General features: G+C 35.4%; 19 protein-coding genes. 4 read left to right on the top strand and 15 right to left on the bottom strand.

The genetic code is table 11. The features are described from left to right. Positions 1–69: 69 nt before the first annotated feature. The 9 genes from E0F98_RS08650 to E0F98_RS08610 form a co-directional block, all read right to left on the bottom strand. Complete coding sequence (locus E0F98_RS08650) at positions 70–729, bottom strand: 3'-5' exonuclease (RefSeq protein ID WP_132110508.1); 660 nt, start codon at positions 727–729, stop codon at positions 70–72. After that, positions 726–2,645 carry a DUF294 nucleotidyltransferase-like domain-containing protein gene (locus E0F98_RS08645; RefSeq protein ID WP_132110506.1) on the bottom strand — a complete coding sequence of 640 codons (1,920 nt, stop codon included), beginning with the start codon at positions 2,643–2,645 and terminating at the stop codon, positions 726–728. The genes E0F98_RS08650 and E0F98_RS08645 overlap by 4 nt, the downstream gene beginning before the upstream one ends. A gap of 174 nt (positions 2,646–2,819) precedes the next feature. After that, complete coding sequence (locus E0F98_RS08640; protein WP_132110504.1) at positions 2,820–3,590, bottom strand: TerC family protein; 771 nt, start codon at positions 3,588–3,590, stop codon at positions 2,820–2,822. A 43-nt stretch (positions 3,591–3,633) separates the two neighbouring features. After that, a complete protein-coding gene (locus E0F98_RS08635; protein ID WP_132110502.1) occupies positions 3,634–4,008 on the bottom strand; it encodes a DNA topoisomerase IV in 375 nt (124 codons plus the stop codon). 114 nt (positions 4,009–4,122) lie between these two features. Next, positions 4,123–4,695, bottom strand: a complete 573-nt coding sequence (locus E0F98_RS08630) for a pentapeptide repeat-containing protein (RefSeq protein ID WP_132110500.1) — start codon at positions 4,693–4,695, stop codon at positions 4,123–4,125. Continuing rightward, complete coding sequence (locus E0F98_RS08625; protein ID WP_132110498.1) at positions 4,695–4,916, bottom strand: DUF6095 family protein; 222 nt, start codon at positions 4,914–4,916, stop codon at positions 4,695–4,697. Before E0F98_RS08625 ends, E0F98_RS08630 begins: the two co-directional genes overlap by 1 nt. Positions 4,917–4,980: 64 nt before the next feature. Next, positions 4,981–5,793, bottom strand: a complete 813-nt coding sequence (gene murQ, locus E0F98_RS08620) for an N-acetylmuramic acid 6-phosphate etherase (RefSeq protein WP_132110496.1) — start codon at positions 5,791–5,793, stop codon at positions 4,981–4,983. 67 nt (positions 5,794–5,860) lie between these two features. Continuing rightward, positions 5,861–6,529 carry a ZIP family metal transporter gene (locus tag E0F98_RS08615; protein WP_132110494.1) on the bottom strand — a complete coding sequence of 223 codons (669 nt, stop codon included), beginning with the start codon at positions 6,527–6,529 and terminating at the stop codon, positions 5,861–5,863. Beyond that, the gene (locus E0F98_RS08610) at positions 6,530–7,294 is read right to left on the bottom strand and encodes an SAM-dependent methyltransferase (RefSeq protein WP_132110492.1); all 765 of its coding nucleotides are present in this window, start codon (positions 7,292–7,294) and stop codon (positions 6,530–6,532) included. It abuts the gene before it with no gap. Between the two features lie 162 nt (positions 7,295–7,456). Between E0F98_RS08610 and E0F98_RS08605 the strand changes: the two genes are divergently transcribed. Together E0F98_RS08605 and E0F98_RS08600 are read left to right on the top strand one after the other, a co-directional pair. Further along, positions 7,457–8,626 (top strand): THUMP domain-containing class I SAM-dependent RNA methyltransferase, encoded by a 1,170-nt coding sequence (locus E0F98_RS08605; protein WP_132110490.1) that lies wholly within the window; start codon positions 7,457–7,459, stop codon positions 8,624–8,626. A gap of 138 nt (positions 8,627–8,764) precedes the next feature. After that, a complete protein-coding gene (locus E0F98_RS08600; RefSeq protein ID WP_132110488.1) occupies positions 8,765–9,001 on the top strand; it encodes a hypothetical protein in 237 nt (78 codons plus the stop codon). 140 nt (positions 9,002–9,141) lie between these two features. Here the strand turns inward: E0F98_RS08600 and E0F98_RS08595 are convergent, their stop codons facing one another. From E0F98_RS08595 to E0F98_RS08575, 5 genes are all read right to left on the bottom strand, one after another. After that, a complete protein-coding gene (locus E0F98_RS08595) occupies positions 9,142–9,966 on the bottom strand; it encodes a DUF6048 family protein (protein WP_132110486.1) in 825 nt (274 codons plus the stop codon). Then, the gene (locus E0F98_RS08590; RefSeq protein ID WP_132110485.1) at positions 9,950–10,471 is read right to left on the bottom strand and encodes a DUF6452 family protein; all 522 of its coding nucleotides are present in this window, start codon (positions 10,469–10,471) and stop codon (positions 9,950–9,952) included. The genes E0F98_RS08595 and E0F98_RS08590 overlap by 17 nt, the downstream gene beginning before the upstream one ends. Before the next feature lie 84 nt (positions 10,472–10,555). Next, positions 10,556–11,968 (bottom strand): 23S rRNA (uracil(1939)-C(5))-methyltransferase RlmD, encoded by a 1,413-nt coding sequence (gene rlmD / locus E0F98_RS08585; protein WP_132110483.1) that lies wholly within the window; start codon positions 11,966–11,968, stop codon positions 10,556–10,558. 290 nt (positions 11,969–12,258) lie between these two features. Next, positions 12,259–13,578 (bottom strand): mechanosensitive ion channel family protein, encoded by a 1,320-nt coding sequence (locus E0F98_RS08580; RefSeq protein ID WP_132110481.1) that lies wholly within the window; start codon positions 13,576–13,578, stop codon positions 12,259–12,261. A 113-nt stretch (positions 13,579–13,691) separates the two neighbouring features. After that, positions 13,692–15,221: a carboxypeptidase-like regulatory domain-containing protein gene (locus tag E0F98_RS08575; RefSeq protein ID WP_132110479.1), complete on the bottom strand. Its 1,530-nt coding sequence runs from the start codon at positions 15,219–15,221 to the stop codon at positions 13,692–13,694. A 281-nt stretch (positions 15,222–15,502) separates the two neighbouring features. Between E0F98_RS08575 and E0F98_RS08570 the strand changes: the two genes are divergently transcribed. Further along, positions 15,503–17,350 carry a CocE/NonD family hydrolase gene (locus E0F98_RS08570; protein ID WP_132110477.1) on the top strand — a complete coding sequence of 616 codons (1,848 nt, stop codon included), beginning with the start codon at positions 15,503–15,505 and terminating at the stop codon, positions 17,348–17,350. 113 nt (positions 17,351–17,463) lie between these two features. On the opposite strand, the gene E0F98_RS08565 is transcribed toward E0F98_RS08570, so the two are convergent. Further along, a complete protein-coding gene (locus tag E0F98_RS08565) occupies positions 17,464–18,096 on the bottom strand; it encodes an SGNH/GDSL hydrolase family protein (protein ID WP_132110474.1) in 633 nt (210 codons plus the stop codon). Positions 18,097–18,979: 883 nt separating this feature from the next. Between E0F98_RS08565 and E0F98_RS08560 the strand changes: the two genes are divergently transcribed. Then, the coding region (locus tag E0F98_RS08560) for a beta strand repeat-containing protein (protein ID WP_132110472.1) at positions 18,980–21,701 on the top strand (2,722 nt) is incomplete at its 3' end.

Below are 21,701 nucleotides of genomic sequence, written 5' to 3'. Positions count from 1 at the left end.
CTAAAAAAATAGCTCCTTAATTGGAGCTTTTTTTAGTTTTTTTCAGATTTTAAGGTTCGCTCAAGCATATTATTTAAACAATTGCTCTAAGGTAATTTCTTTTTTGTCTCGTAGTTTTTTCAAAATCTTTAAAAATGCAATCGCAGTGATATAAGCGTCTCCCATTGCGGTATGTCTATCTTTTAAGGGAATGTCAAATTTATCAGCCAGCTCATCTAATGAATAATGGTCCTTATGATTTAATAGATTTGATTTTATTAGTGTTTTCTTGTACAAGACTCCTGTATCTAAAGTTTTGTTTTTTAGAATAGGCAAGCCATTTCGTTCCAGTGCTCTATTGATCATAGTGATGTCAAATAAAGCGTGATGGGCGATTATGATTGAATCTCCTAAGAAATCTAAAAATGCTTGCAAGGACTCTATTTCGGTTTTTGTGTTGCTAACCTGACCTTTTAATATTCCATGGATTTTGGCACTTGAAGAATCATAATGTTCTTGATAAATATAGATTTCTATACTTTCCTGAATTGGAATAACACCATTTTGCAAAACGATGGCTCCTATGCAAAGTATTCGATCTGTGTCATAATTAAAACCGGTAGTTTCAGTATCTAAGACGACAAAACGTGTCGAATCAATTGCACCCGATAATTGTTCGTCTGTACTCTCGTTCGATAATCCCAAAAGATGGAATAAATAATATTTGGCTTTGTTTATAAAATGGATCATAAGACTATTTTGCTGGGATTGAATCGAATGGATATTAATTCCTGAAGTTCTTTAATTGTCTTAAAAGTTCGCTTTAGTTTTATTTTTTCTAATTTAGTTAATGCATCTAAAGCAATAAACTGTCCCGAATCGTTGTGTAAAAGTCCTTGCTTCGTTCTGAATTTCAATAATGCTTTATAGGAATACGAGCAGGCTAAGTAAAGCTCTTTGTTATTGGGTTCTAATTCGGCTAATTTTTCAAACCGCTCTGGAGTATTGCTAATGGATTTCACAGAATGGGAAACAATCAAAACTCTTGCTGCATCTGCCAGCGGCATTAACGCCCGTTTTTTTATATCGAAATGATCTTTGTGAATTCCATTTTGCTCTACTACGAATTGCCTAAAAAATCCGGTGGGAGAAGGACTTTGCAAGGCGCCACTAACTAAATGCACATAGAAAGTTGGATTTGCTTTTATTATTTCGAAAATATATTCTGAAAGTTCATTTACAATTTCGGCATCTCCATAGGAAAGACTGTAATCAAAAAAGATAAAGGAAAGTAGAACTTCTGTTTTTCCAGGATTTGTGACCCATTGATGAACTTGGTTTTTCCATTGATTGAGACTCAAACACCATTTCGGATTGGAAGCCATCATTTCCGCTGGGCAATAATCATAACCAATTTGGAAAAGTCCTTTGTTTATATGAGTCGCCAGTTCTAAAAAGTAAGTATTGGTTTCAGTAGCTAGCTCTTCTGGAACATCTTCATAAACAAGCGCATTGTCTTGGTCTGTGTGAAGAAGTTGTTCTCTCCTTCCTTGGCTGCCTATTGCTAGCCAAGCAAATTTAACGGGAGGTGGTTGCTGCATTTTTGAAAGTACAATTTCTATAACGCGCTCGATGCAGGCATCGTTTAGTTCTGTAATGATGTTACTGGTTAGCGTTATCGGAATGTTTTGATCTAAATAACCTTGCAATAATTGCATTATTCTGGCACGAATAGGCTTGATATTTTTAATTTTTTTAGCACGTTTAATCGCTTTTATCAATACTGCGGGATTATTCCCTAAGGCAACCATGACATCGTGCTTAGATAAAACCCCAACTACTTTAGTATTTACCGTGCCGTCTTTAGTGAGACATAAATGACTTATATTGCTTTTCATCATGGCCATCTGTGCTTGAGTGATGGTCATTTTTTTAGGGTAAGTAATTACAGGAGCAGTCATTATTGAAATAGCAGTCGTGGTGATAGGAAATTCTCCAGTGACAATTTTATTCCTTAAATCTTTATCAGTTATTATTCCTATAGGTAGCATCTCTTCGACTACAATGATTGCTCCTACATTTTTGCTTGTCATTATTTCAGCAATTTCCTTCACTGTTGTTGTTGCTGTACAACTAATTATTTTTTTCGAATATTTAACCGGCTGTAGATCTAACAGTTTAGTTTCAGTTTCTACGCTGCTTTCAACAGTATCTCCATATAATTTTCCTCTGTGATTTTTCGAAAAAGGATTTCGAGTTGTAGAAGCAAAGCTTTCGATTAAAAAATTTCCTACAGCTGGATTTTCTAGTGCATACGGTTTAAAAATGGTTATTGGTATGGCGTAAAGTATGGTTTCTTCATGGGCTGTAGCGTCCATTTTATAGTTTTCATTTGCAAGAAGCGGTCTTAACCCAAAAATATCTCCTTCATCGCACATGTCCAAAATATCATTGTCTGTTGCATTTTTTAGTGTTACAGCACCTTTATGAACTACATAAAAGGAATCATGAACCTCTTCATTTTCGGAAAATATTACTGCATTTTTTTCTTTATAGATTATAGATATATGCTGAGAAAGTCGCTCAATATCCTTTTGATTTAAAAAATTAAATGGAGGGAAGTTCTTTAAAAAGTCGGCAACTCTATGGGAGATGGTATTTTTCATTAGTTGATATTTGAGCCTAAGTTACTACTAAAATCGGTAGATTAAAATCAAAAAATAATTTCTTGTTTTCGAATAAACACTAACGAATGATGCAGTAGGACGGGTACTGATTTAAAGTTAAGAATTTTGCATAAAAAAAGCTCCACAAAGGAGCTTTTCTATAAAACATATTTTTTAATTCTTCTTTCTCATTTTCATATTTAAGAACTCTACTGCCAGTGAAAAAGCTATGGCAAAATACAAGTAGCCCTTTGGAACGGCACCAACATGTTCACCCACTAAAGCTGCATTTGATAAGTGCATACTTTCAGTAATCAACATAAATCCAATCAGGATTAAGAAGGCCAATCCTAAAATTTGAATCGATGGATTTTGGTTTACAAAATTCCCAACAGGAACTGCAAAAAGCATCATCACTCCAACCGAAATTACAACAGCTGTAACCATGATATACAAGGCGCCTTCGACACCATTAGTCATCCCAACGGCAGTTAAAATACTATCGACTGAGAAGATAAGATCAATAAGTAATATCTGGAAAATTACATTGCCAAAAGATTTTGTGGCCGTAGTTTTTAAGGTTTTTTCTTCTTCACCTGTGTGATCTACTTTTTCATGAATCTCTTTAGTACTTTTATATATTAGAAAGAGTCCTCCCAGAAATAAAATGATGGCTTGACCAGTAAAATCAGCACTAAACCATCGCCAGTTTACACTGAAAAATGGTTCTTTCATTGCAATTAAAAGTGTAATTCCAAACAGCAATGCGATACGCATAAACATGGCTAGAAATAAACCAATTTGCGTTGCTTTTTTTCTTTTCTCTTCAGGTAATTTCCCTGTAACTATAGAGATAAAGATGATATTGTCGATTCCTAGAATGATTTCCAGAAAAGTTAAAGTTAATAAGGCAACCCAAGCATCGGGATTTAAAAATACTTCCATCTTTTATAATTATTAGTTTATTGATTTTTTTAACGATTAGTCTTTATTCTCCTAGCTTTGTTACAGTCCCTTTTTGTTTTTGGCCTGAGCCAACTAAACCAAATTCAAATGTATATGAGTTTTCTGAAGTTGTCAAAATTTTCATGCTTATTGACTTTTCTTCTGCCATATTTTTTGGATGTAATTTTTTCAAAATGTACTCACAATCATTAGTCCATCTTATTGATGCCGTATCAGTTTTTCCATTGTAGGTTTCAATTTCTATACTGTCATTTCGTTCAAAAAGTGTTGTTTTAACTACGCCATCCACTTCGTAATCAAAACGAAATTTACCGGTTTTGAAATCTTGGCAGTTGCGTTCCACATTATAGCAGGAAAGAACTAATAGCAGTAATGGAAGTAGGAATAATTTTTTCATTTTATTTGTTTGATTTATTTTTGAGTCTTTTCTACCGGCACTTTTAAATTTCATTACTAGGAACAAAGCAATTTTTTATCTGTGCTGTTTTATGTAACTAAACCTTTTCGATTGTTACTCTATTTTTATATCATATTTTTCCAAAAGCCCAGGAATTCCTTGCGCAGAAAACTTTGCTTTTTTCATGGGGTTGAATTCTGGATCAATTTTATAATTGTAAGCAGTCAAGAAATTCACCTCCTTTAATTGGGTATCATTGAAAATGGCATTGTCTAAATTGCAATTCTCAAAAACCGAATTAGAAAGTGTACTTCCAATAAAGCTAACTTCTTTCATCGAACAAGAATTAAACTTTGTCTTTGGCATTTTCTTATTGGCAAACGAAGAATAATCCAAAACACAGTCTTGAAAACTCACTGTAAATAAGAAATCCATACAGCTATTAAACTGAATTCCTAATAATTTACAATTGCTAAAATGCACTGTTTTTAAACTGCTGCCCATCAAACTTGTCATCGAAAGATTGCAATCGATAAACTCACAGTCCATGAAGGTGTTATTAGAGAAATCACTGTTTGAGAAGTCACAGTTTTTAAAGACACAATCTTCAAATTCCCGATTATTGACTCTTTTATCTATAAAAACAATTTTTTCAAATGTTTTTTGAATGTGGATTAAGTCTTCCATTAGTCGTTAAATAAACTTTTCATAATTGTATTCAATCCTTGAAAAAGTAAATACACTGCCGCACCACAAGTAGCAATTCCGATCATTAGAATAAGATAGTGCCACAGGTTTTCCTTGTTGATAAATGCGTTGTAAATAAGTGATGGGCCTATAAATAGCAAGGGTAAAGCGCCTGCTATATATTTAACTCCTTTAGCTAAAACTTCTTTATTAGTGCCCATTTTTTATTTTAATTTCTAGTCGTACCTAGTTTTTACACAGTACTCCAATTACTAAATTCAGTTTTTATTTATTAAAAAATTCAACCGCTTTTCTCACGCTTCCGTGTTCTTTCAATAAAGCAGCTGCTTCTTCATAGCTAACAGAAATCTCTCCCATAATCATTTTTACCCCTCGATCAACAAGTTTAGTATTGCTAAGTTGCATATCTACCATTTTGTTGCCTTTCACTTTTCCAAGTTGGATCATGGTGGCTGTAGTAATCATATTGAGTACTAATTTTTGAGCTGTACCTGCTTTCATTCTGGAGCTACCTGTTACAAATTCGGGACCCACAACTACGTCTATCGGGAATTGCGCTGTTTGAGAAAGCGGACTTTCGGCATTACAAGAAATACTTCCTGTTATAATATTATTTTTGTTGCATTCTTCTAAACCAGCAATGACATAAGGCGTTGTTCCTGATGCGGCAATACCTACCACGACATCATTCTCATTTATATGGTGACCCTGTAAATCTTTCCAAGCCTGAGTGTCGTTGTCTTCTGCATTTTCTACAGCTTTGCGAATGGCAGTATCGCCACCAGCAATGATTCCTACAACTAAATCAAAAGGAACGCCAAATGTAGGCGGACATTCTGAAGCGTCTAAAACGCCTAAACGACCTGAAGTTCCCGCTCCGATGTAAAAAAGTCTCCCGCCTAATTTCATTTTCGGGATGATTTGTGCTACTAAATTTTCAATTTGTGGTAAAGCCTTTTCCACCGCATTAGGAACTATTTTATCTTCCTGATTGATGTTGATGAGTAATTCCTGCACCGACATTTTTTCTAGGTGTTCGTATTTAGAGGCTTGTTCGGTAGTTTTAGTAAATGCCATTTTTTAAATAATCAAAATTTATATGGAAAACTTTTTTGTTGATTTTATGTGTTTTGCTTAAAGCTTATTAAACGAAGTAAGCTAGGATAATTCCCAAAACAATCATGGAAACTTTGGCGACATTGAATTTATGCCCTTCGCTACTTTCAAAAATAATGGTCGAGGAGATGTGAAATAATATTCCAATTACCACGGCCGTTATTTGGGTATGATATGCATTTAAAACTGGTAAATAATCGGATGCCAATGTCCCCAGCGGAGTCATTAATGCAAAAGTGATCATAAAGGCAAAAATTGCTTTTTTGTTCAAATGTGCATTGATAAAAAACGTTGTTAGTATAATCGCGATAGGCAAATGATGAATAGCAATACCTACAGCTAGATCGTGATGATGTCCTACAGGAAATCCTTCCAAGAAAGCATGAATACAGAGGCTAATAAATAATAGCCAAGGTATATGAGTCATATTTGGCTGCCCGTGTACGTGCCCATGTTCTGCACCTTTCGAAAAAAATTCCAATATAATTTGGAATAAAATACCCAACATGATAAAAATACCAATGTCATGGCTGTGACTTTCATAAACTTCCGGCAATAAATGCATTACCGTCAAAGAAAGTAGAAAGGAGCCGCTAAAAGCCAATAGTAGTTTTAGATTAGTCTTGTTTTTGGGTTTTATTATCAAAGCCAAAATATAACCAAGCAATACGGAGAGTAGAGGTAGTAGGTAATTCATTTATTTAAAAATAAGAATAAGTCTTTCGCTTTCGGTTTTGTGAAAACTTTTCAGTTTATAATCTCCAAAAATATCTAATAGATAAATCCCGGCTTCTTCCATCATGGATTCAAAGTCTTCCAGGGTTAATGCTTTTACTTTTTCAGTAAAATGAAACTTTTGTCCTTTGTCTTCAAAGTCAATTTCTTTATAAATATGACCGTCTTTTAGATAGCGCTTCAAGTGAAAATCAATTCCTTCGACAGTTTTTGTTTCCTCAGGAACCAGAGTTTTAAGTACTTGATTGACATTCATGAAGTCAATTACTGCAAAACCATATTCAGATAAACTTTCTTTGATTGCTTTTAGTGTTGTAAGATTGTCTTCGTCATTTTCGAAATAACCAAAACTGGTAAACAAATTAAAAATGGCATCATATTTTTCTTCGAAGGGCTCTCGCATGTCGTGCACTTTAAAATGCAGAGTGTCATTTGCGTTTTCGTTAGCTTCGGCAATACTGTTTTCTGATAAATCAGCTCCCAAAACATCAAATCCTAATTGGTTCAGATAGATAGAATGACGGCCCTTACCGCAGGCCAAGTCAAGAACTTTAGCGTTTTCTGGCAGATTAAGGTAGTTTGTTATGTTGTCCATAAAAAGTTGTGCCTCAGTGCAGTTTCTCTCTTTGTAAAGGATGTGATAATAAGGTGTATCGAACCAAGAACTGAACCAAGCTTCTGTTGGTTGTTCTGGATTTATATTCGTTGGTTTTTGTTCTTCAGACATTTATTCTTTTTCAATTAATTCAAGTCCCGCAAATTTAGTGTATTTTTGCTGAAAAATAAAGAAACCGTGGAGATACAGAGTGATTCTCGATGAGAAACTTTTAATTTCTATCACGGCCTAAACGTAAAGCAGAAAAAGGTCTGTTTTAATTGATACAAACAAATGGAAAATAATTTTAAGATGGTTGCCAAAACCTTTTTTGGTTTTGAGGAAATTTTAGCAAAAGAATTACAAATGTTAGGCGCACAAGATGTCGAACAGGGCGTAAGAATGGTAAGTTTTAAAGGGGATAAAGGGTTTATGTACAAAGCCAATTTGTCATTGCGTACCGCTTTAAAAATTTTGAAGCCAATTTATTTCTTTAAGGCAAACAACGAACAAGCGTTATATAAAGGGATTTCTGGTGTAAACTGGTCAAGATACATCAATGCTAATCAAACTTTTGTGATTGATGCAACAGTTCATTCTGATAACTTTAATCACTCTGAATTTGTTTCTCAAAAATGTAAAGATGCGATTGTAGATCAATTTAGAGAACGCACAGGACAACGCCCAAGTATCGATAAAATACATCCAGATTTAAGAATTAATATTCATATTGACAAAGACCAAGTTTCGGTAGCATTAGATACATCAGGAAATTCGTTGCATCAACGTGGCTATAGAACAGCAACCAATATTGCTCCTATAAATGAAGTATTGGCAGCAGGTGTTTTATTGCTCTCGGGTTGGGATGGACAAGGTGATTTCTTAGATCCAATGTGTGGTTCTGGAACTTTCTTGGCTGAAGCAGCTATGATTGCTTGTAATATTCCAGCAAACATTAACCGTAAAGAATTTGCATTCGAAAAATGGCATGACTGGGACAATGATTTGTTCGACAATATCACTGACAGTTTATTGAAAAGAGTTAGAGAATTTCATTATACTATAAAAGGTTTCGACAAAGCTCCATCTGCAGTAAGCAAAGCCAAAGACAATATTAAGAACTCCAATTTAGAAGAGTATATCACTATTGAAGAGAGAAATTTCTTCGATACTGAGAAAACGACACAAGGGAAATTGCATATGGTTTTTAATCCTCCTTATGATGAGCGATTGGATATTCACATGGAAGAGTTTTACAAAAACATTGGAGATACTTTAAAGAAAAACTATCCTGGAACTAACGCTTGGTTTATCACAGGAAACCTGGATGCATTAAAATTTGTAGGATTAAAACCTTCGAGAAAAATTAAACTTTTTAACGCTAGTATAGAAGCAAGATTAGTTAAATACGAAATGTACGAAGGAAGTAAGAGAACAAAGTTCCAAGTTAATGTAGAGGAGTAGTCAGTAATCAGTTTACAGTTTACAGTATTCAGTGATTAGCTTATAGAAGAATAAAACACAAAAACATTACCACAATAAAACTCCACAAAGTCGCGCCCTCCGAAGGAGGGAGCGGAGGGAGGATCAAACAGAAATACAATGACAAGATTACAAATAAGAGCATTTTTATACCAGTTAGGCTGTTTTGCCATATTATTCGTCTCAGCGCGTTATCTAGTGGAGCGCTATACGGGATTAACTGATTTATGGATTCCCTTGACGGCATTTGTTGTGGGAACGATTTTATCGCCAAAATTTAAAGCTATTAAAACACAAGATGGCGAGAAGTTGTATATGAAATGGGTTTTCTCAAAGGAGGTTAAAGAAATAGGGTAATAGTTTACCCCAAGTAAAAACATAATAAAAAACCGCCGATTCACAGATTGTAATAATCTTTGAATCGGCGGTTTTTTTTATTTAAGAAATAGCGCAATAAAAGCGATATTTCTATGTGCTATGGAAACAGAAAAGGATATTTATTTTTTCGTAGCGCTTTTTTTATTCACTTCAACTGGCACAACTTTCTTTTTATAGATAGGTATGAAGTATGTAACTGTATAGTTAAATCCTACTCCAAAATCACCATCGTAGGTTCTATTAAAACCTGGTATATAAAGGTTATCGAAATTACCTGGTTTTTTATTGGATACCAATCGGTTCAAGCGAAGGCTGAAACCCGCAAAAACATTATCAAATACTTTTGCTTTTATACCCGCAACCACTTCGATCCAACTGGCTGTTAAGCCATTGAATTTTTCTCCTGATGGAAGGGCTGCTCCTTCTCCAAAATAAGGGTTGGAATTATATATTTTATAGCTGTTCAATTCCTGATTAAAAGTACTGAAACCATAGCGCAATCCAATAGAGAGAATATTCTCCATGTCTAACCAGTTTTCGTAGGCATTGTAATCAAAACCTCCTTTTAGATAAGATCCTTTTGTAGTGAAATTTAGACGGTCATCATCTGTAGTTTTATTTTCATTACCTATCTCTGCTGCCAAAAAATATTTTTTTGTCAATCTGTAATCACCTACAAATTCGATTCCTTTATAATCCTTGTCATACAACGCACGAGTTAATTTATACAAATCAACACCCACACGAAGTCCGTAACGGTCTGTTTTTACGGGAACTAATGTGTCTTGTACCTCCTCGGGCAATTTTACTGTCTTTAAATTTCCATTATCAGGAATAATAGGAGCTGTGCGCGTACTGTCAGCTACATTATTAAGAGTAGTAGTTTCCTGCGCTTGCGCTAAAGAGAGAGATAAAACGAGGCAAATACTAAAAAAATATTTCAAGGTGTGTTTCATTTTCGTTAGCTATAATACTATTTTTCACCGCAATGAATTGAATCCATTTTTGATCTGGAACCGCTGCGTCAGTATGGACATAAGGTGTTTGAGGATCAAGAGTATATTCTGTTTTAAAACCACAGGCACGAGACACAAATAAATTTTCTCGCACATAATTAAATTTCAGGACGTCTTCGTTTATTAATGCTGGATTTGTATTTTCCGCATTCAGAATAAAACGAAAAGTAGTTGCATCTGCATTTGTTTTCAGCGGAATCGAAACAGTGCTTCCGTTGATTAAAGTCGCACCATTAAAATTAACTCCATCAGTCATTCCTTCACCGATTATTTTGAGATCAGTAACATTTTTTTTAACGGACGAATTCGCAACGTCATAAAATGTAATCACTAGTCGAGAAGTTGTAACCGTTTTGGGATCACAGATATCATCCTTCTCACAACTGGAGAAAGAGAAGGTGATAACAAATAGCAACAGTATTAATTTTTTCATATCTATTTTGGTGATTAGTAATTAGTGAAAAGTAATTAGCTCAAAATTGAGACTAATTACTTTTCACTAATTACTAGGGACTACCTATCTTCTTTCTAAAAGAACCACGTTCTCTACGTGATGTGTTTGCGGAAACATATCCACAGGACGCACGCGAGCTACTTTATATTTCTCGTCCATCAAGGCTAAATCACGCGCTTGTGTAGCCGAGTTACAACTTACATACACGATTTTTTCGGGAGCAATTTTCATGATTTGTTCGATTACGTCTTTGTGCATTCCGTCTCTTGGAGGGTCAGTAATGATAACATCAGGATGACCATGCTGCGCAATGAATTCGTCATTAAATACGACTTTCATGTCTCCTACAAAGAACTCACAATTATCAATATTATTACGTACGGCATTTGCTTTAGCATCCTTGATAGCGTCAGGAACACTTTCGACACCTATTACTTTTTTTGCTTTTTTAGAAACAAACTGAGCAATAGTTCCAGTTCCAGTATATAAATCATAAACGATTTCATTTCCAGTTAAACCAGCAAAATCTCTTGTGATTTTGTATAATTCATACGCTTGATCTGAGTTGGTTTGGTAGAATGATTTGGCATTAATGCTAAATTTCAAACCTTCCATTTCTTCAAGTATATAATCTCTTCCTTTATAAAGTTTAATATCGGTGTCGTATAAAGTGTCGTTCGCTTTATTATTCACCACATATTGTAAAGAAGTAATTTGTGGGAACTTCTCATATAAATGATCCAGGATTAATTCTCTATTTGCTTTGTCATTCTCAAAAAACTGAATCAATACCATGATTTCTCCAGTAGAAGAGGTGCGCAACATTAAAGTACGTAGCAAACCTTCGTGTGCTCTTGGATTAAAGAAAGTCAGGCCGTTTGCGTTAGCAAAATCTCTAACCTCATTTCTAATTGCGTTTGATGGATCTTCTTGTAAGTGACATTTATTGATGTCAAGGATTTTATCCCACATTTTTGGGATGTGAAAACCTAAAGCATTTCTGTTTCCTAAATCTTCTGTACTTGCAATTTCAGCTTCTGTCAACCAACGGCTGTTTGAAAACGAAAATTCCATTTTGTTTCTGTAGAAGAACTGTTTTTCTGAACCTAAGATTGGCTCAAATTCAGGAAGTTCAACTTTTCCAATGCGCTGCAAGTGATTCAACACTTCATTTTGTTTATAATACAACTGTTGGCTGTATTTCATATTTTGCCATTTACAACCACCACAAACACCAAAGTGCTCGCAGATAGGCTCTATTCGGTGCTCTGAAAATTCATGAAAATGGATCGCTTTTCCTTCGTAATAGGCCTTGCGCTTCTTGAAAGTTTGCACGTCAACCACATCACCCGGAACCACATTCGGGATAAACACTACTTTACCGTCTGGAGCTTTCGCTACTGATACTCCTTTTGCACCTGCATCGATGACTTTTATCTGGTGAAACACCACCTTATCTGTATTTTTCTTTGCCATGGCGCAAAAATAAGCGTTTGTACCCTAATATTTTCAAAAAGAGGTGATTTTTATTTGTGCCTATTCCCGCTTTTCGCTACAAATCCCCAGTTCTTCAAGCAAGAATACTACCCCAGTAAAGGAGCTTTCTGCGGTCGCTCTTTACCGGCGAGTATTCTAAAGCTTGCAATCCTGCGGGTTTTTCGCTATAATCGGGGGCATCACTACTACGAGACCAGCTGTTTTCATCATTTTCAAAAGCATGGGTTAAACTAGAATAAACGGCAATTATAACTAGAATTTCTTTCTAATTATAACTCGGAATACATATTAGAAACTCGTGCTGGCTGATGTTGGGAATCTACTAAGCTTCTAAAATCTCTACCTGTAGGCTCTTCAAAAACTTCCAGTTGGAATTGAGAGGTAATGGTAAGCAAGTGATCAAAAATATCCGATTTGATTTGCTCGTATTTCTCCCATTCTTTGACTTTACTAAAACAATATATTTCTAAAGGCATTCCTTTAGAAGTCGGATCCAGTTGTCGAACCATATGGGTCATTTCCAAATTTATATTCGCATTGGAACGAATGTAGTTTTCGGCATAAATTCTAAATACACCAATATTTGTTAGGCTTCTGCTATTAACAACATTAGATTCATTGCCAGCTAACGTTAAATTTGATTTCTTAATTTCTGCTTCTTTATCAAGGATATAGTCCTTTATAAGGGCATATTTTTTAAACTGTTCTAGCATTTGCTCATCACAAAAACAAAAACTACTCACCTTTAGATAAATAGATTTCTTGATTCTTCGACCTCCAGAATTACTCATTCCGCGCCAGTTTTTAAAAGAGTCAGTAATAAAAGCATAGGTAGGAATTGTGGTGATTGTCTTATCCCAATTTTGGATTTTAACGGTGCTTAGATTGATGGAAAGTACATCGCCATCGGCATCATATTTTGGCATAGCAATCCAATCACCCACGCGTACCATATCGTAAACTGACATTTGAACGCTGGCTACAAAGCCTAGGATAGTGTCTTTGAAAATCAACAGTAAAATGGCGGTCATAGCACCCATTGCGCCTAGAAAGTAGAACGGACTCTTTCCTAGAAGTACAGACAAAATTAAAATTCCTCCTACGAAATAAACAAAAATATTCATTACTTGAATGTAACTCGTAATGGGTTTGTCTATAAAAGCTGGAGATACAGAAAGGATCTCGTTAAGAACCGCTAGAAAAGCAATAACGGTCCAGACAATAATCAACAAAATTACAATCGTTGCAAGAGTTATTGCATAACTAGAAAGTGCAGGATACTCTGCTAGAATGGAAGGCACTGCAAAAATCACAATAAATGCGGGAATGATGAAAGCAAGTTTGTCAAATATTCTTTTTTCAATTAGGATATCGTCCCAGGTAATTTTAGTTTTTAAAAATATTTTGTGAATCGAATTAACGATTATTTTTTTAGTCAAAATCCAAGCGATAGAACATATAATCAGTAAGCCAAAAAGGAGAATTGGAAGATTGATGTAATAAGCAATTTGACGATCTACATTAAAATAGTCAGTTAACCAGTTAGGATCTATTTGTATAGCGGCATATTGTTTACTAGTTGGAATCATTGTTTTAATTTGTTTTATGCAAAGGTAACATTCACAAACTAAGACAAGAATAGATCCTAGGGATTGGCATTTTCTTAACAGTATAAGGTTGTTTATACTGCAGTTTTACTAGCTTAATTAATGGACTTAAACTGTTTCATTTCTTGCAATGGTTCTATGGCATTGTAATCTTTCCATATCTTTGGATCATAGGATTTGATATTTGTGAATTTAAAGTCAGCCTCTTTTATTTTTTCGATTGCTGCTGCTGTAGTTTTAGAACGCGACATATTTAGAAATTCCGTTTTACTGCTAACATTTACTTCCATTTTTAGATCAAGCGAAAGCACATCTTTTTCGCTGCTGGTCAATTCTATAAATTTTAAAGGCCGGTTTAAATAAAAGTATTGTCCCTGTTCTATTGCGGCATACTGCATATAGTAAGTATCGTCCTCACTTTTTTTCTTGTAGGTTATTGTCCCTTTACTAATATTCTGCGAAGTTTTTATTCCCAATAGAAACTTCATGTTAAAATTATTTAGTTTCTCCCCTTCCTCTAATGTATAGTCAGTTCTAAGGACTGCATAATCCGTTTCTGAAATATATAATTTTCCTAAATATTTTGCCTTGCTTCTTCTAGGTTTAAAACTCAATACATAGGCAAACTCATTGTCATTTGTATAGGTCGCACCTTCGTATTTATAGTCATACAATTCTGTATTATTAATAAAATCTAATTCGTTGCTTTCTAGGAAATTAGAATCTGAGAGAAAAGAATTTAAGCTCGATTTTGTTGAAAGTAATTGGTTAGTTTTTTCTTTGGTTTTATCCTTGTTTCGATTTCGATTAAAATCCTTACGTAGTGAAATGGTATCGCGAGAGCCAAAAAGACCACTTTTAAATCTATAGTATTTAGTTGAATCTAGATGTTGCAGCATGGTATTCATGGCTGCTTTTTGTAATTCCTCTAAAGAAGAGGAACGGCCTTCGTTTTTTAATTTCGTTGCTTTCAAGACCTCCATTTTTGATGATAACTGGAACTTATCATTCTTTTTTGTTTTGGTAGAGTAGTAGTTACATAGGATATCTGTGAATTCCATGGGCGGATTAGAAATTAACTGCGTAGAGAACCTCTTCAAGTCGGAATTTGCTTTTTGAAGTGCTTGTTTTGTAAATCCAGTTGATTTGTCGATCTCCACTTCAATTAGTTTGGGTTTAAAATAATCCGATTTTCGATAAAAAAGCAAATCCTTTGAAGCTGCTGTCTCATTTTTATAATTGCGAGCTAAGTTAGCTTTAACGTTAGCCATAATTTCATATGGGTTTGGTTTTTCATTGGAGACCTTAACATCATTAAGTTGAAAAACACCTGGTGCTAGTTCTATTCTATAATTCAGTCTTTTCAATTCCCCAACGGTTAGTAGTCTCTGAACAAATCCCAAATAAGATACGGCGAGTTCTACTTCGTCCCGACTATTATTCTCAGATAACGTAAAATAGCCTTCGGCATTTGAAACAAGATTTTCAGATTCGCCTACCTTAATATTAGCGTACGGAATACTTTCACCAGTTGCCGAATCAATGATTTTTCCTTTAATATTCTGTGCTATTCCAAACTGGAAATTAAGGAGTGTAAAAAAGGTAATAATAAAAATTGTTCTCATATTATAGTAGGTGCTTGAAAAAGTAAGACGAAGTTAGCGCTGTTTTGTTACAAAATCACAGATTGCTTATTATTAATAATTTACCTCAAGAGCGTTTGAGTTTTGTGGGTTTTTATGGGTAGTGGAATTTATAATCGTTACTAAAAGGCTTTGTAATTTAAAGAGTAGGGATAGGGTTATCAAATCCACATTTAGAACTTTGTTTAAATCCTATCAAACTAAATTTTAATATTGGTTTTATTCTAAATATATTTACCACTCTATAATTAGCAATTACTAAAATGAAAAAACTACTATTTGTTGCGTTTTTGGTGCTTTCGACCAGCTTATTTGCGCAAAACAACAGTCTCTATGCTGTTAGTGAAAATTATACTAAGAAAGAAGTGCACATTAAAATGCGTGATGGAGCTTCGCTTTACACAGTCATTTACACGCCAAAGGATCAATCAAAGAAATACCCAATTATCATGCAACGCACGCCATACAGCTGTGCTCCTTATGGTCCTAACGAGTTCAAGAAAAGCATTGGACCCAGCGAAACCATGATGAAAGAAGGTTACATTGTGGCGTATCAAGATGTACGTGGACGCTGGATGAGTGATGGTTTGTATGATAATATGCGTGCTTTTATTCCAAATAAAAAATCAAAAAACCAAGTTGACGAAGCTTCTGATACCTACGATACAATTGATTGGTTAGTTAAAAATGCAGCGAATAATAATGGGAATGTGGGAACTTGGGGAATTTCATATCCTGGGTTTTATGCAACTTATTCTTTATTAAGCAGGCATCCCGCACTGAAAGCAGTTTCGCCTCAGGCTTGTATTAGTGATTTCTTTTTCGATGATTTTCACCATAATGGAGCCTATTTATTGAGTTATTGGAAAGCAACACCACTTTTTGGAATTCAAAAAAAGGAACGCACCACCACATCTTGGTACACTTTGCCTGACTTAGGGACGAAAGATGATTATCAATTTTTTATGGATGCGGGGCCTTTGTCTAATTTGGATTCGTTTTATGGCAAAGACAATGAGTTTTGGCAACAGCTAAAAGACCATTCTAATTATGATGATTTCTGGCAAAAAAGAGGGATTCTACAACATTTAAAAGATATTAAACCTGCAGTAATGACTGTTGGAGGATGGTTTGATGCTGAGGATTTATACGGTCCTTTGAATACCTACCAAACCATAGAAAAAACTAGCAAGAACTATAATACTATTGTTATGGGACCATGGAGTCATGGTGACTGGGCACGAAGCAGTGCTAAAGCAGTTATCGGAAATATAAACTTTGGAGATAGTATTTCCGGATTTTATCAAAAGAATATTGAAGCTAACTTCTTTCGTCATTTCTTAAAAGAGAATGGAAAAGGGCAAAACAAACTACCGGAAGCCTATGTTTTTGATACGGGAGTTAAAGATTGGAAAACCTATGATGTTTGGCCACCAAAAAATTCAGCGAAAGAAAGCTTTTATTTGGCAAACGATAAACTAATGACTTCAGTACCAACTGAGGTTGGTTTTCAGGAATTTATCAGTGATCCTAAAAAGCCAGTTCCTTTTACTGAAGATATTAATCAAAAAGGAATTACACCAAGAAAATACATGACAGATGATCAGCGTTTTTCGGCACGACGTCCTGATGTGATTGTTTATGAAACCGAAGTTTTAGAGGACAACATGACTTTGGCGGGCGATATTTTGGCACAACTGCAAGTTTCGACATCAGGTACTGATGCGGATTGGATTGTAAAAGTAATAGATGTTTTTCCTAGTGATGAGCCAGAAACTCCTGAAGTAGCTCCTTATTTAAAAATGAGTAACTACCACATGATGGTGCGAAGCGAAGTAATGCGCGGTCGTTTTAGAAATAGTTTTATCACTCCAGAACCTTTTGTGGCTAACCAGAAAACGGCGGTAGATATTAAATTGCAAGATGTGATGCATACTTTTAAGAAAGGACACAAAATCCAAATCCAGATTCAAAGTACCTGGTTTCCATTGATTGACTTGAATCCGCAAACCTTTGTAGATAATATCTTTTATGCCAAACCAGAAGATTTTAAAAAGCAAACGCATCGTGTGTATGACGATTCTAAAATTATATTTACGGTTGTGAAATAAAAGCAGACTTCTTTAAAACTAAAAACCCAATCCTTAAATAGTGATTGGGTTTTTGGTTATGTGAATATGTTTGTAATGTGTATTCGTCTTAAAAAAGTCGCAATAGTAACAATTTAATCAAGAGATAAAGCAATAGCATTTTCTGCTAGCGGTTCCATTACTTGATAACCTCTTTTGTTAGGATGTACACCATCTTCAGAATAATCGGCTTGTAATCCTTTGCGTTCATCCACCATTGCAGTATAATAATCAAGATATACGAGTTTATTTGCAGCGGCATAATTGATCAGTAATTCATTTAAAGCTTTGATTTTGTCGGTTGGTTGTTGATTGGGTTTCCAAGGAAAATCAAAAGCAGGTAAAACGGAGCAGAGCACTACTTTGATTTGATGGGCTTTCGCCAATTCGACCATAGAAAAAATATTGTTGGTGATCATTTCTAAGGTTGAAGGACCTGTGTTTCCGGCTATGTCATTAATTCCAGCCAAAAGGAGAACTACAGTAGGTTTTAAGGCGATGACATCTGCTCTAAAGCGAATAAGCATTTGCGGTGTGGTTTGCCCGCTAATTCCACGATTAATATAAGGCTTTCCTTCAAAGTAAGTTCCGTTAATGGTACTCCAAAACTCTGTTATGGTATCTCCCATAAAAACTATTCTATTTTCTCCCTCCGCAGGAAGGCGCAATCGAGAATTAGCCTTTGCATACTTACTTAAATTAGGCCAGTCTTGTACTTTACTCTTCATAATAGCTTATCGTGTATAATAGTAAACAAATCTATAAAATATTCACGGATTCCTATTTCGACAGCGAATTAATTGTATTCTAAAGTTGAAAAGGCTTCTTGTTTGGTTTACTATTTGCATTGCAGCAATGGTTTACTAACCAAAAAAATTAGAGAGTTTAATTCCGAAAATTGCTTTCGTATCTCTAATTCTTACACCGATTTTTGGCCGAATTTATAACTAATGATACAGTCAACTTATTAGAAAAAATATTAATATGTATATTCTGATAAAGTTGATTTTATTAGTAAATCAGCCCAATTTACTTGGACGTTTTTCTGATTAAAAGAGCTTGTTTTTGAAAATAAGCGGTATACAATTTTTATAAAATCACAATCGGCTGGACTTCTTCTTGAGTGATTATTTTAAAGTCTAAGCTAATTAACGGTAATACGCCTTAAAGTCAATCAAAGCTGGCTTTTAGCTGTTTTACATAAGGCTATTTTAATAGGGAAAACCACTTGTAATTTTTATCCAGTATCTCATGATTATATTATTATTAGCTAATAGTTTCTAGAAAATAAGTTCGAAAAATAATGTATTTTAAGATTCATACTGTTTGTAACTTACTTAAAAATAGATTTTTATGTAGTTTGTAGATTTTTTTAACACTTTCGTCGGAAATGTAAAATAAATCGTAGTAGTATGTTAAAAATAATATAATTTAGTTTAAGATGATGATTTTAGAGTCCTTGTCTGGATGTTTTTCTACCTACAAGAAAACATTTGTTTTGAATTAATAGAGTGCAATAAATCAGGGATAGAAAACCACGTTCTATTCGATTTACCTTTTCGCAGTTAGACAATAAGTATTTTATATATAATAATTTCAATTCAAGTGAGTATGAGAACAATTCTACCTAAATCGGGTTTTTTTACTTTTATTTTTTTACTTTTCAGTTTGTTTTTTGCCAATGTGGTTTTCTCGCAGGCAACTGTCACTACTGATAAGGATGATTATGCTCCTGGTGAGTACGTCATCATTACCGGTACTGGCTGGCAGCCAGGAGAACGGATTGACTTCACTTTTGTTGAGACCCCCAAACCTGCAACCTGTGTGAATTCCCATGATAATTTTGCCATCGCAGATGCGAGCGGGAATATCTATTATGGTGGCTTTTTGATTAAGGACAACCATCTTGGAGTTGCATTTGTTTTGACTGCTACAGGACAATTGTCCGGTAGAGTTGCTGTGACTGAGTTTACGGATGCAGGAATTGGTAGTGTAACCATAACAGCAAGTACATTTTGTGCGGGAAATGCTGTTGCAGTGAATTTTGAGGCTGTTTCTGCAAATCTAGGTGCAACTGGTCAATTCCCGAGTACGGCTGACTTTTATGCCGAATTAAGCAACTCATCTGGAAGTTTTTCGTCACCTATAGTTATCGGGAGTTTAATGAATACCGGTGGAAGTGGATCCCGAACAATAAATGCAACTATTCCTGCGAACACTATTGCTGGTACAGCTTATAGAATACGAGTTCGATCAGAAGCACCTATAACAAATTCACCTAATAATGGAGCTGACCTTATAGTTACTTCTTCCTCACCTGCAACACCAGGAACTATAACTAGACCTTCTAACGAATGTGCTGGTTCAATAAATAATTCTTATAGCGTTTCTACCGTTAGTGGCGCTACATCCTATACATGGAGTGTAACTGGTTCAGGATGGGCTATTACAGCTGGTCAAGGAACTGTTCTAGCAACTATAACGATCGGTACAGGTGTAGGAACAGTTTCTGTTACTGCTAATAATGGGTGTGGTTCCAGTACCGCATCCTCTACTGGGAATATTACACCAACAACTGCGGTCGGTTCACCTTTAGCCATTACGCAACCTTCTAATATATGTCGAAATAGTTCGGGTAATATATTTAGTATTTTATCAGTTGGAGGGGCTACTTCTTATACATGGTCTGTTACAGGAGCCGGTTGGTCAGTCACTAACGGTCAGGGTACACTATCTGCTACTATAGCTATTGGTTCAGGAAATGGGTCAGTCTCAGTAACTGCATCAAACTCATGTGGTACTAGTCCAGCTTCCTCCACAGGAACTATAAGTCCTTCGTTCGCCAATGCATTACTTACAACAGGTAATACAAGTATTTGTCAGGGCGATAGTGTAAATTTATCCATTACTCTAACAGGTACAGGAAATATTTCAGGTACATTAAGTGATGGAACACCATTTAGTGGAACGGCTGCAACCAGTCCAGTGATTTTGTCAGTGTCACCATCTGTGCAAACCATTTATACGATAGCGTCTTTAAATAATGGAACTTCTTGCATCGGTGCTTTTAGTGGTTCAACAGATATTTCATTTAAAGGAAAATACACCGCAGACGCAGGAGCCGACCAAACCATTTGCCCGCAAGGAACTACGTCAATCAGCGGATCTGTAACCGGAAGCCCTACAACTACATTATGGACCACCAGCGGAACGGGATTATTTGCAAATGCAAGTGCACTCTCTACAATTTATACACCTTCTACTTCAGATAAAGCAGCTGGTTCTGTTACACTTACTTTAACTGCCAGCGGCACTGGTGTGTGTGATGGTTTAGATAATTTGAATTTACTGATTGAAGATAATGTTGCAGCAGTAGCCATAGCACAGAACGTAACGGTTCAGTTAGATGCTACAGGCGTTGGTTCAACCACGGCAGCATTAGTTAACAATGGATCAAGTGATGCATGTGGAATCCAGTCATTGGTATTAAGCAAAACAGCATTTGATTGTACGAATGTTGGTGCAAACACAGTTACTTTAACGGTAACGGATAACAATGGAAATGTATCAACAGTTGACGCTACAGTAACAGTAGAAGATAATGTTGCASCAGTAGCCATAGCACAGAACGTAACGGTTCAGTTAGATGCTACAGGCGTTGGTTCAACCRCGGCAGCATTAGTTAACAATGGATCAAGTGATGCATGTGGAATCCAGTCATTGGTATTAAGCAAAACAGCATTTGATTGTACGAATGTTGGTGCAAACACAGTTACTTTAACGGTAAMGGATAGCAATGGAAATGTATCAACAGTAGACGCTACAGTAACAGTAGAAGATAATGTTGCAGCATTAGCCATAGCACAGAATGTAACGGTTCAGTTAGATGCTACAGGGAATGGTTCAACCACGGCAGCATTGGTAGACAATGGATCAAGTGATGCATGTGGAATCCAGTCATTGGTWTTAAGCAAAACAGCATTTGATTGTACGAATGTTGGTGCAAACACAGTTACTTTAACGGTAACGGATGTAAATGGAAATGTATCAACAGCGACAGCAGTAGTAACAGTAGAAGATAATGTTGCAGCATTAGCCATAGCACAGAATGTAACGGTTCAGTTAGATGCTACAGGGAATGGTTCAACCACGGCAGCATTGGTAGACAATGGATCAAGTGATGCATGTGGAATCCAGTCATTGGTATTAAGCAAAACAGCATTTGATTGTACGAATGTTGGTGCAAACACAGTTACTTTAACGGTAACGGATAACAATGGAAATGTATCAACAGTAGACGCTACAGTAACAGTAGAAGATAATGTTGCACCAG

Source organism: Flavobacterium hiemivividum (assembly GCF_004349145.1).
GTDB lineage: Bacteria > Bacteroidota > Bacteroidia > Flavobacteriales > Flavobacteriaceae > Flavobacterium > Flavobacterium hiemivividum.
The sequence above is the reverse complement of the archived record's forward strand: the minus strand, read 5'-3'. Positions and strand labels throughout refer to the sequence as shown.

Bases quoted from the DNA above. Each gene is read 5' to 3' on its own strand.
- E0F98_RS08570 (WP_132110477.1), top strand. From the start codon at position 15,503: ATGAAAAAACTACTATTTGTTGCGTTTTTGGTGCTTTCGACCAGCTTA.
- E0F98_RS08630 (WP_132110500.1), bottom strand. From the start codon at position 4,695: ATGGAAGACTTAATCCACATTCAAAAAACATTTGAAAAAATTGTTTTT.
- E0F98_RS08575 (WP_132110479.1), bottom strand. From the start codon at position 15,221: ATGAGAACAATTTTTATTATTACCTTTTTTACACTCCTTAATTTCCAG.
- E0F98_RS08610 (WP_132110492.1), bottom strand. From the start codon at position 7,294: ATGTCTGAAGAACAAAAACCAACGAATATAAATCCAGAACAACCAACA.
- E0F98_RS08605 (WP_132110490.1), top strand. From the start codon at position 7,457: ATGGAAAATAATTTTAAGATGGTTGCCAAAACCTTTTTTGGTTTTGAG.
- E0F98_RS08590 (WP_132110485.1), bottom strand. From the start codon at position 10,471: ATGAAAAAATTAATACTGTTGCTATTTGTTATCACCTTCTCTTTCTCC.
- murQ (WP_132110496.1), bottom strand. From the start codon at position 5,793: ATGGCATTTACTAAAACTACCGAACAAGCCTCTAAATACGAACACCTA.
- E0F98_RS08600 (WP_132110488.1), top strand. From the start codon at position 8,765: ATGACAAGATTACAAATAAGAGCATTTTTATACCAGTTAGGCTGTTTT.
- E0F98_RS08615 (WP_132110494.1), bottom strand. From the start codon at position 6,529: ATGAATTACCTACTACCTCTACTCTCCGTATTGCTTGGTTATATTTTG.
- E0F98_RS08625 (WP_132110498.1), bottom strand. From the start codon at position 4,916: ATGGGCACTAATAAAGAAGTTTTAGCTAAAGGAGTTAAATATATAGCA.
- E0F98_RS08640 (WP_132110504.1), bottom strand. From the start codon at position 3,590: ATGGAAGTATTTTTAAATCCCGATGCTTGGGTTGCCTTATTAACTTTA.
- rlmD (WP_132110483.1), bottom strand. From the start codon at position 11,968: ATGGCAAAGAAAAATACAGATAAGGTGGTGTTTCACCAGATAAAAGTC.
- E0F98_RS08645 (WP_132110506.1), bottom strand. From the start codon at position 2,645: ATGAAAAATACCATCTCCCATAGAGTTGCCGACTTTTTAAAGAACTTC.
- E0F98_RS08650 (WP_132110508.1), bottom strand. From the start codon at position 729: ATGATCCATTTTATAAACAAAGCCAAATATTATTTATTCCATCTTTTG.
- E0F98_RS08565 (WP_132110474.1), bottom strand. From the start codon at position 18,096: ATGAAGAGTAAAGTACAAGACTGGCCTAATTTAAGTAAGTATGCAAAG.
- E0F98_RS08580 (WP_132110481.1), bottom strand. From the start codon at position 13,578: ATGATTCCAACTAGTAAACAATATGCCGCTATACAAATAGATCCTAAC.
- E0F98_RS08635 (WP_132110502.1), bottom strand. From the start codon at position 4,008: ATGAAAAAATTATTCCTACTTCCATTACTGCTATTAGTTCTTTCCTGC.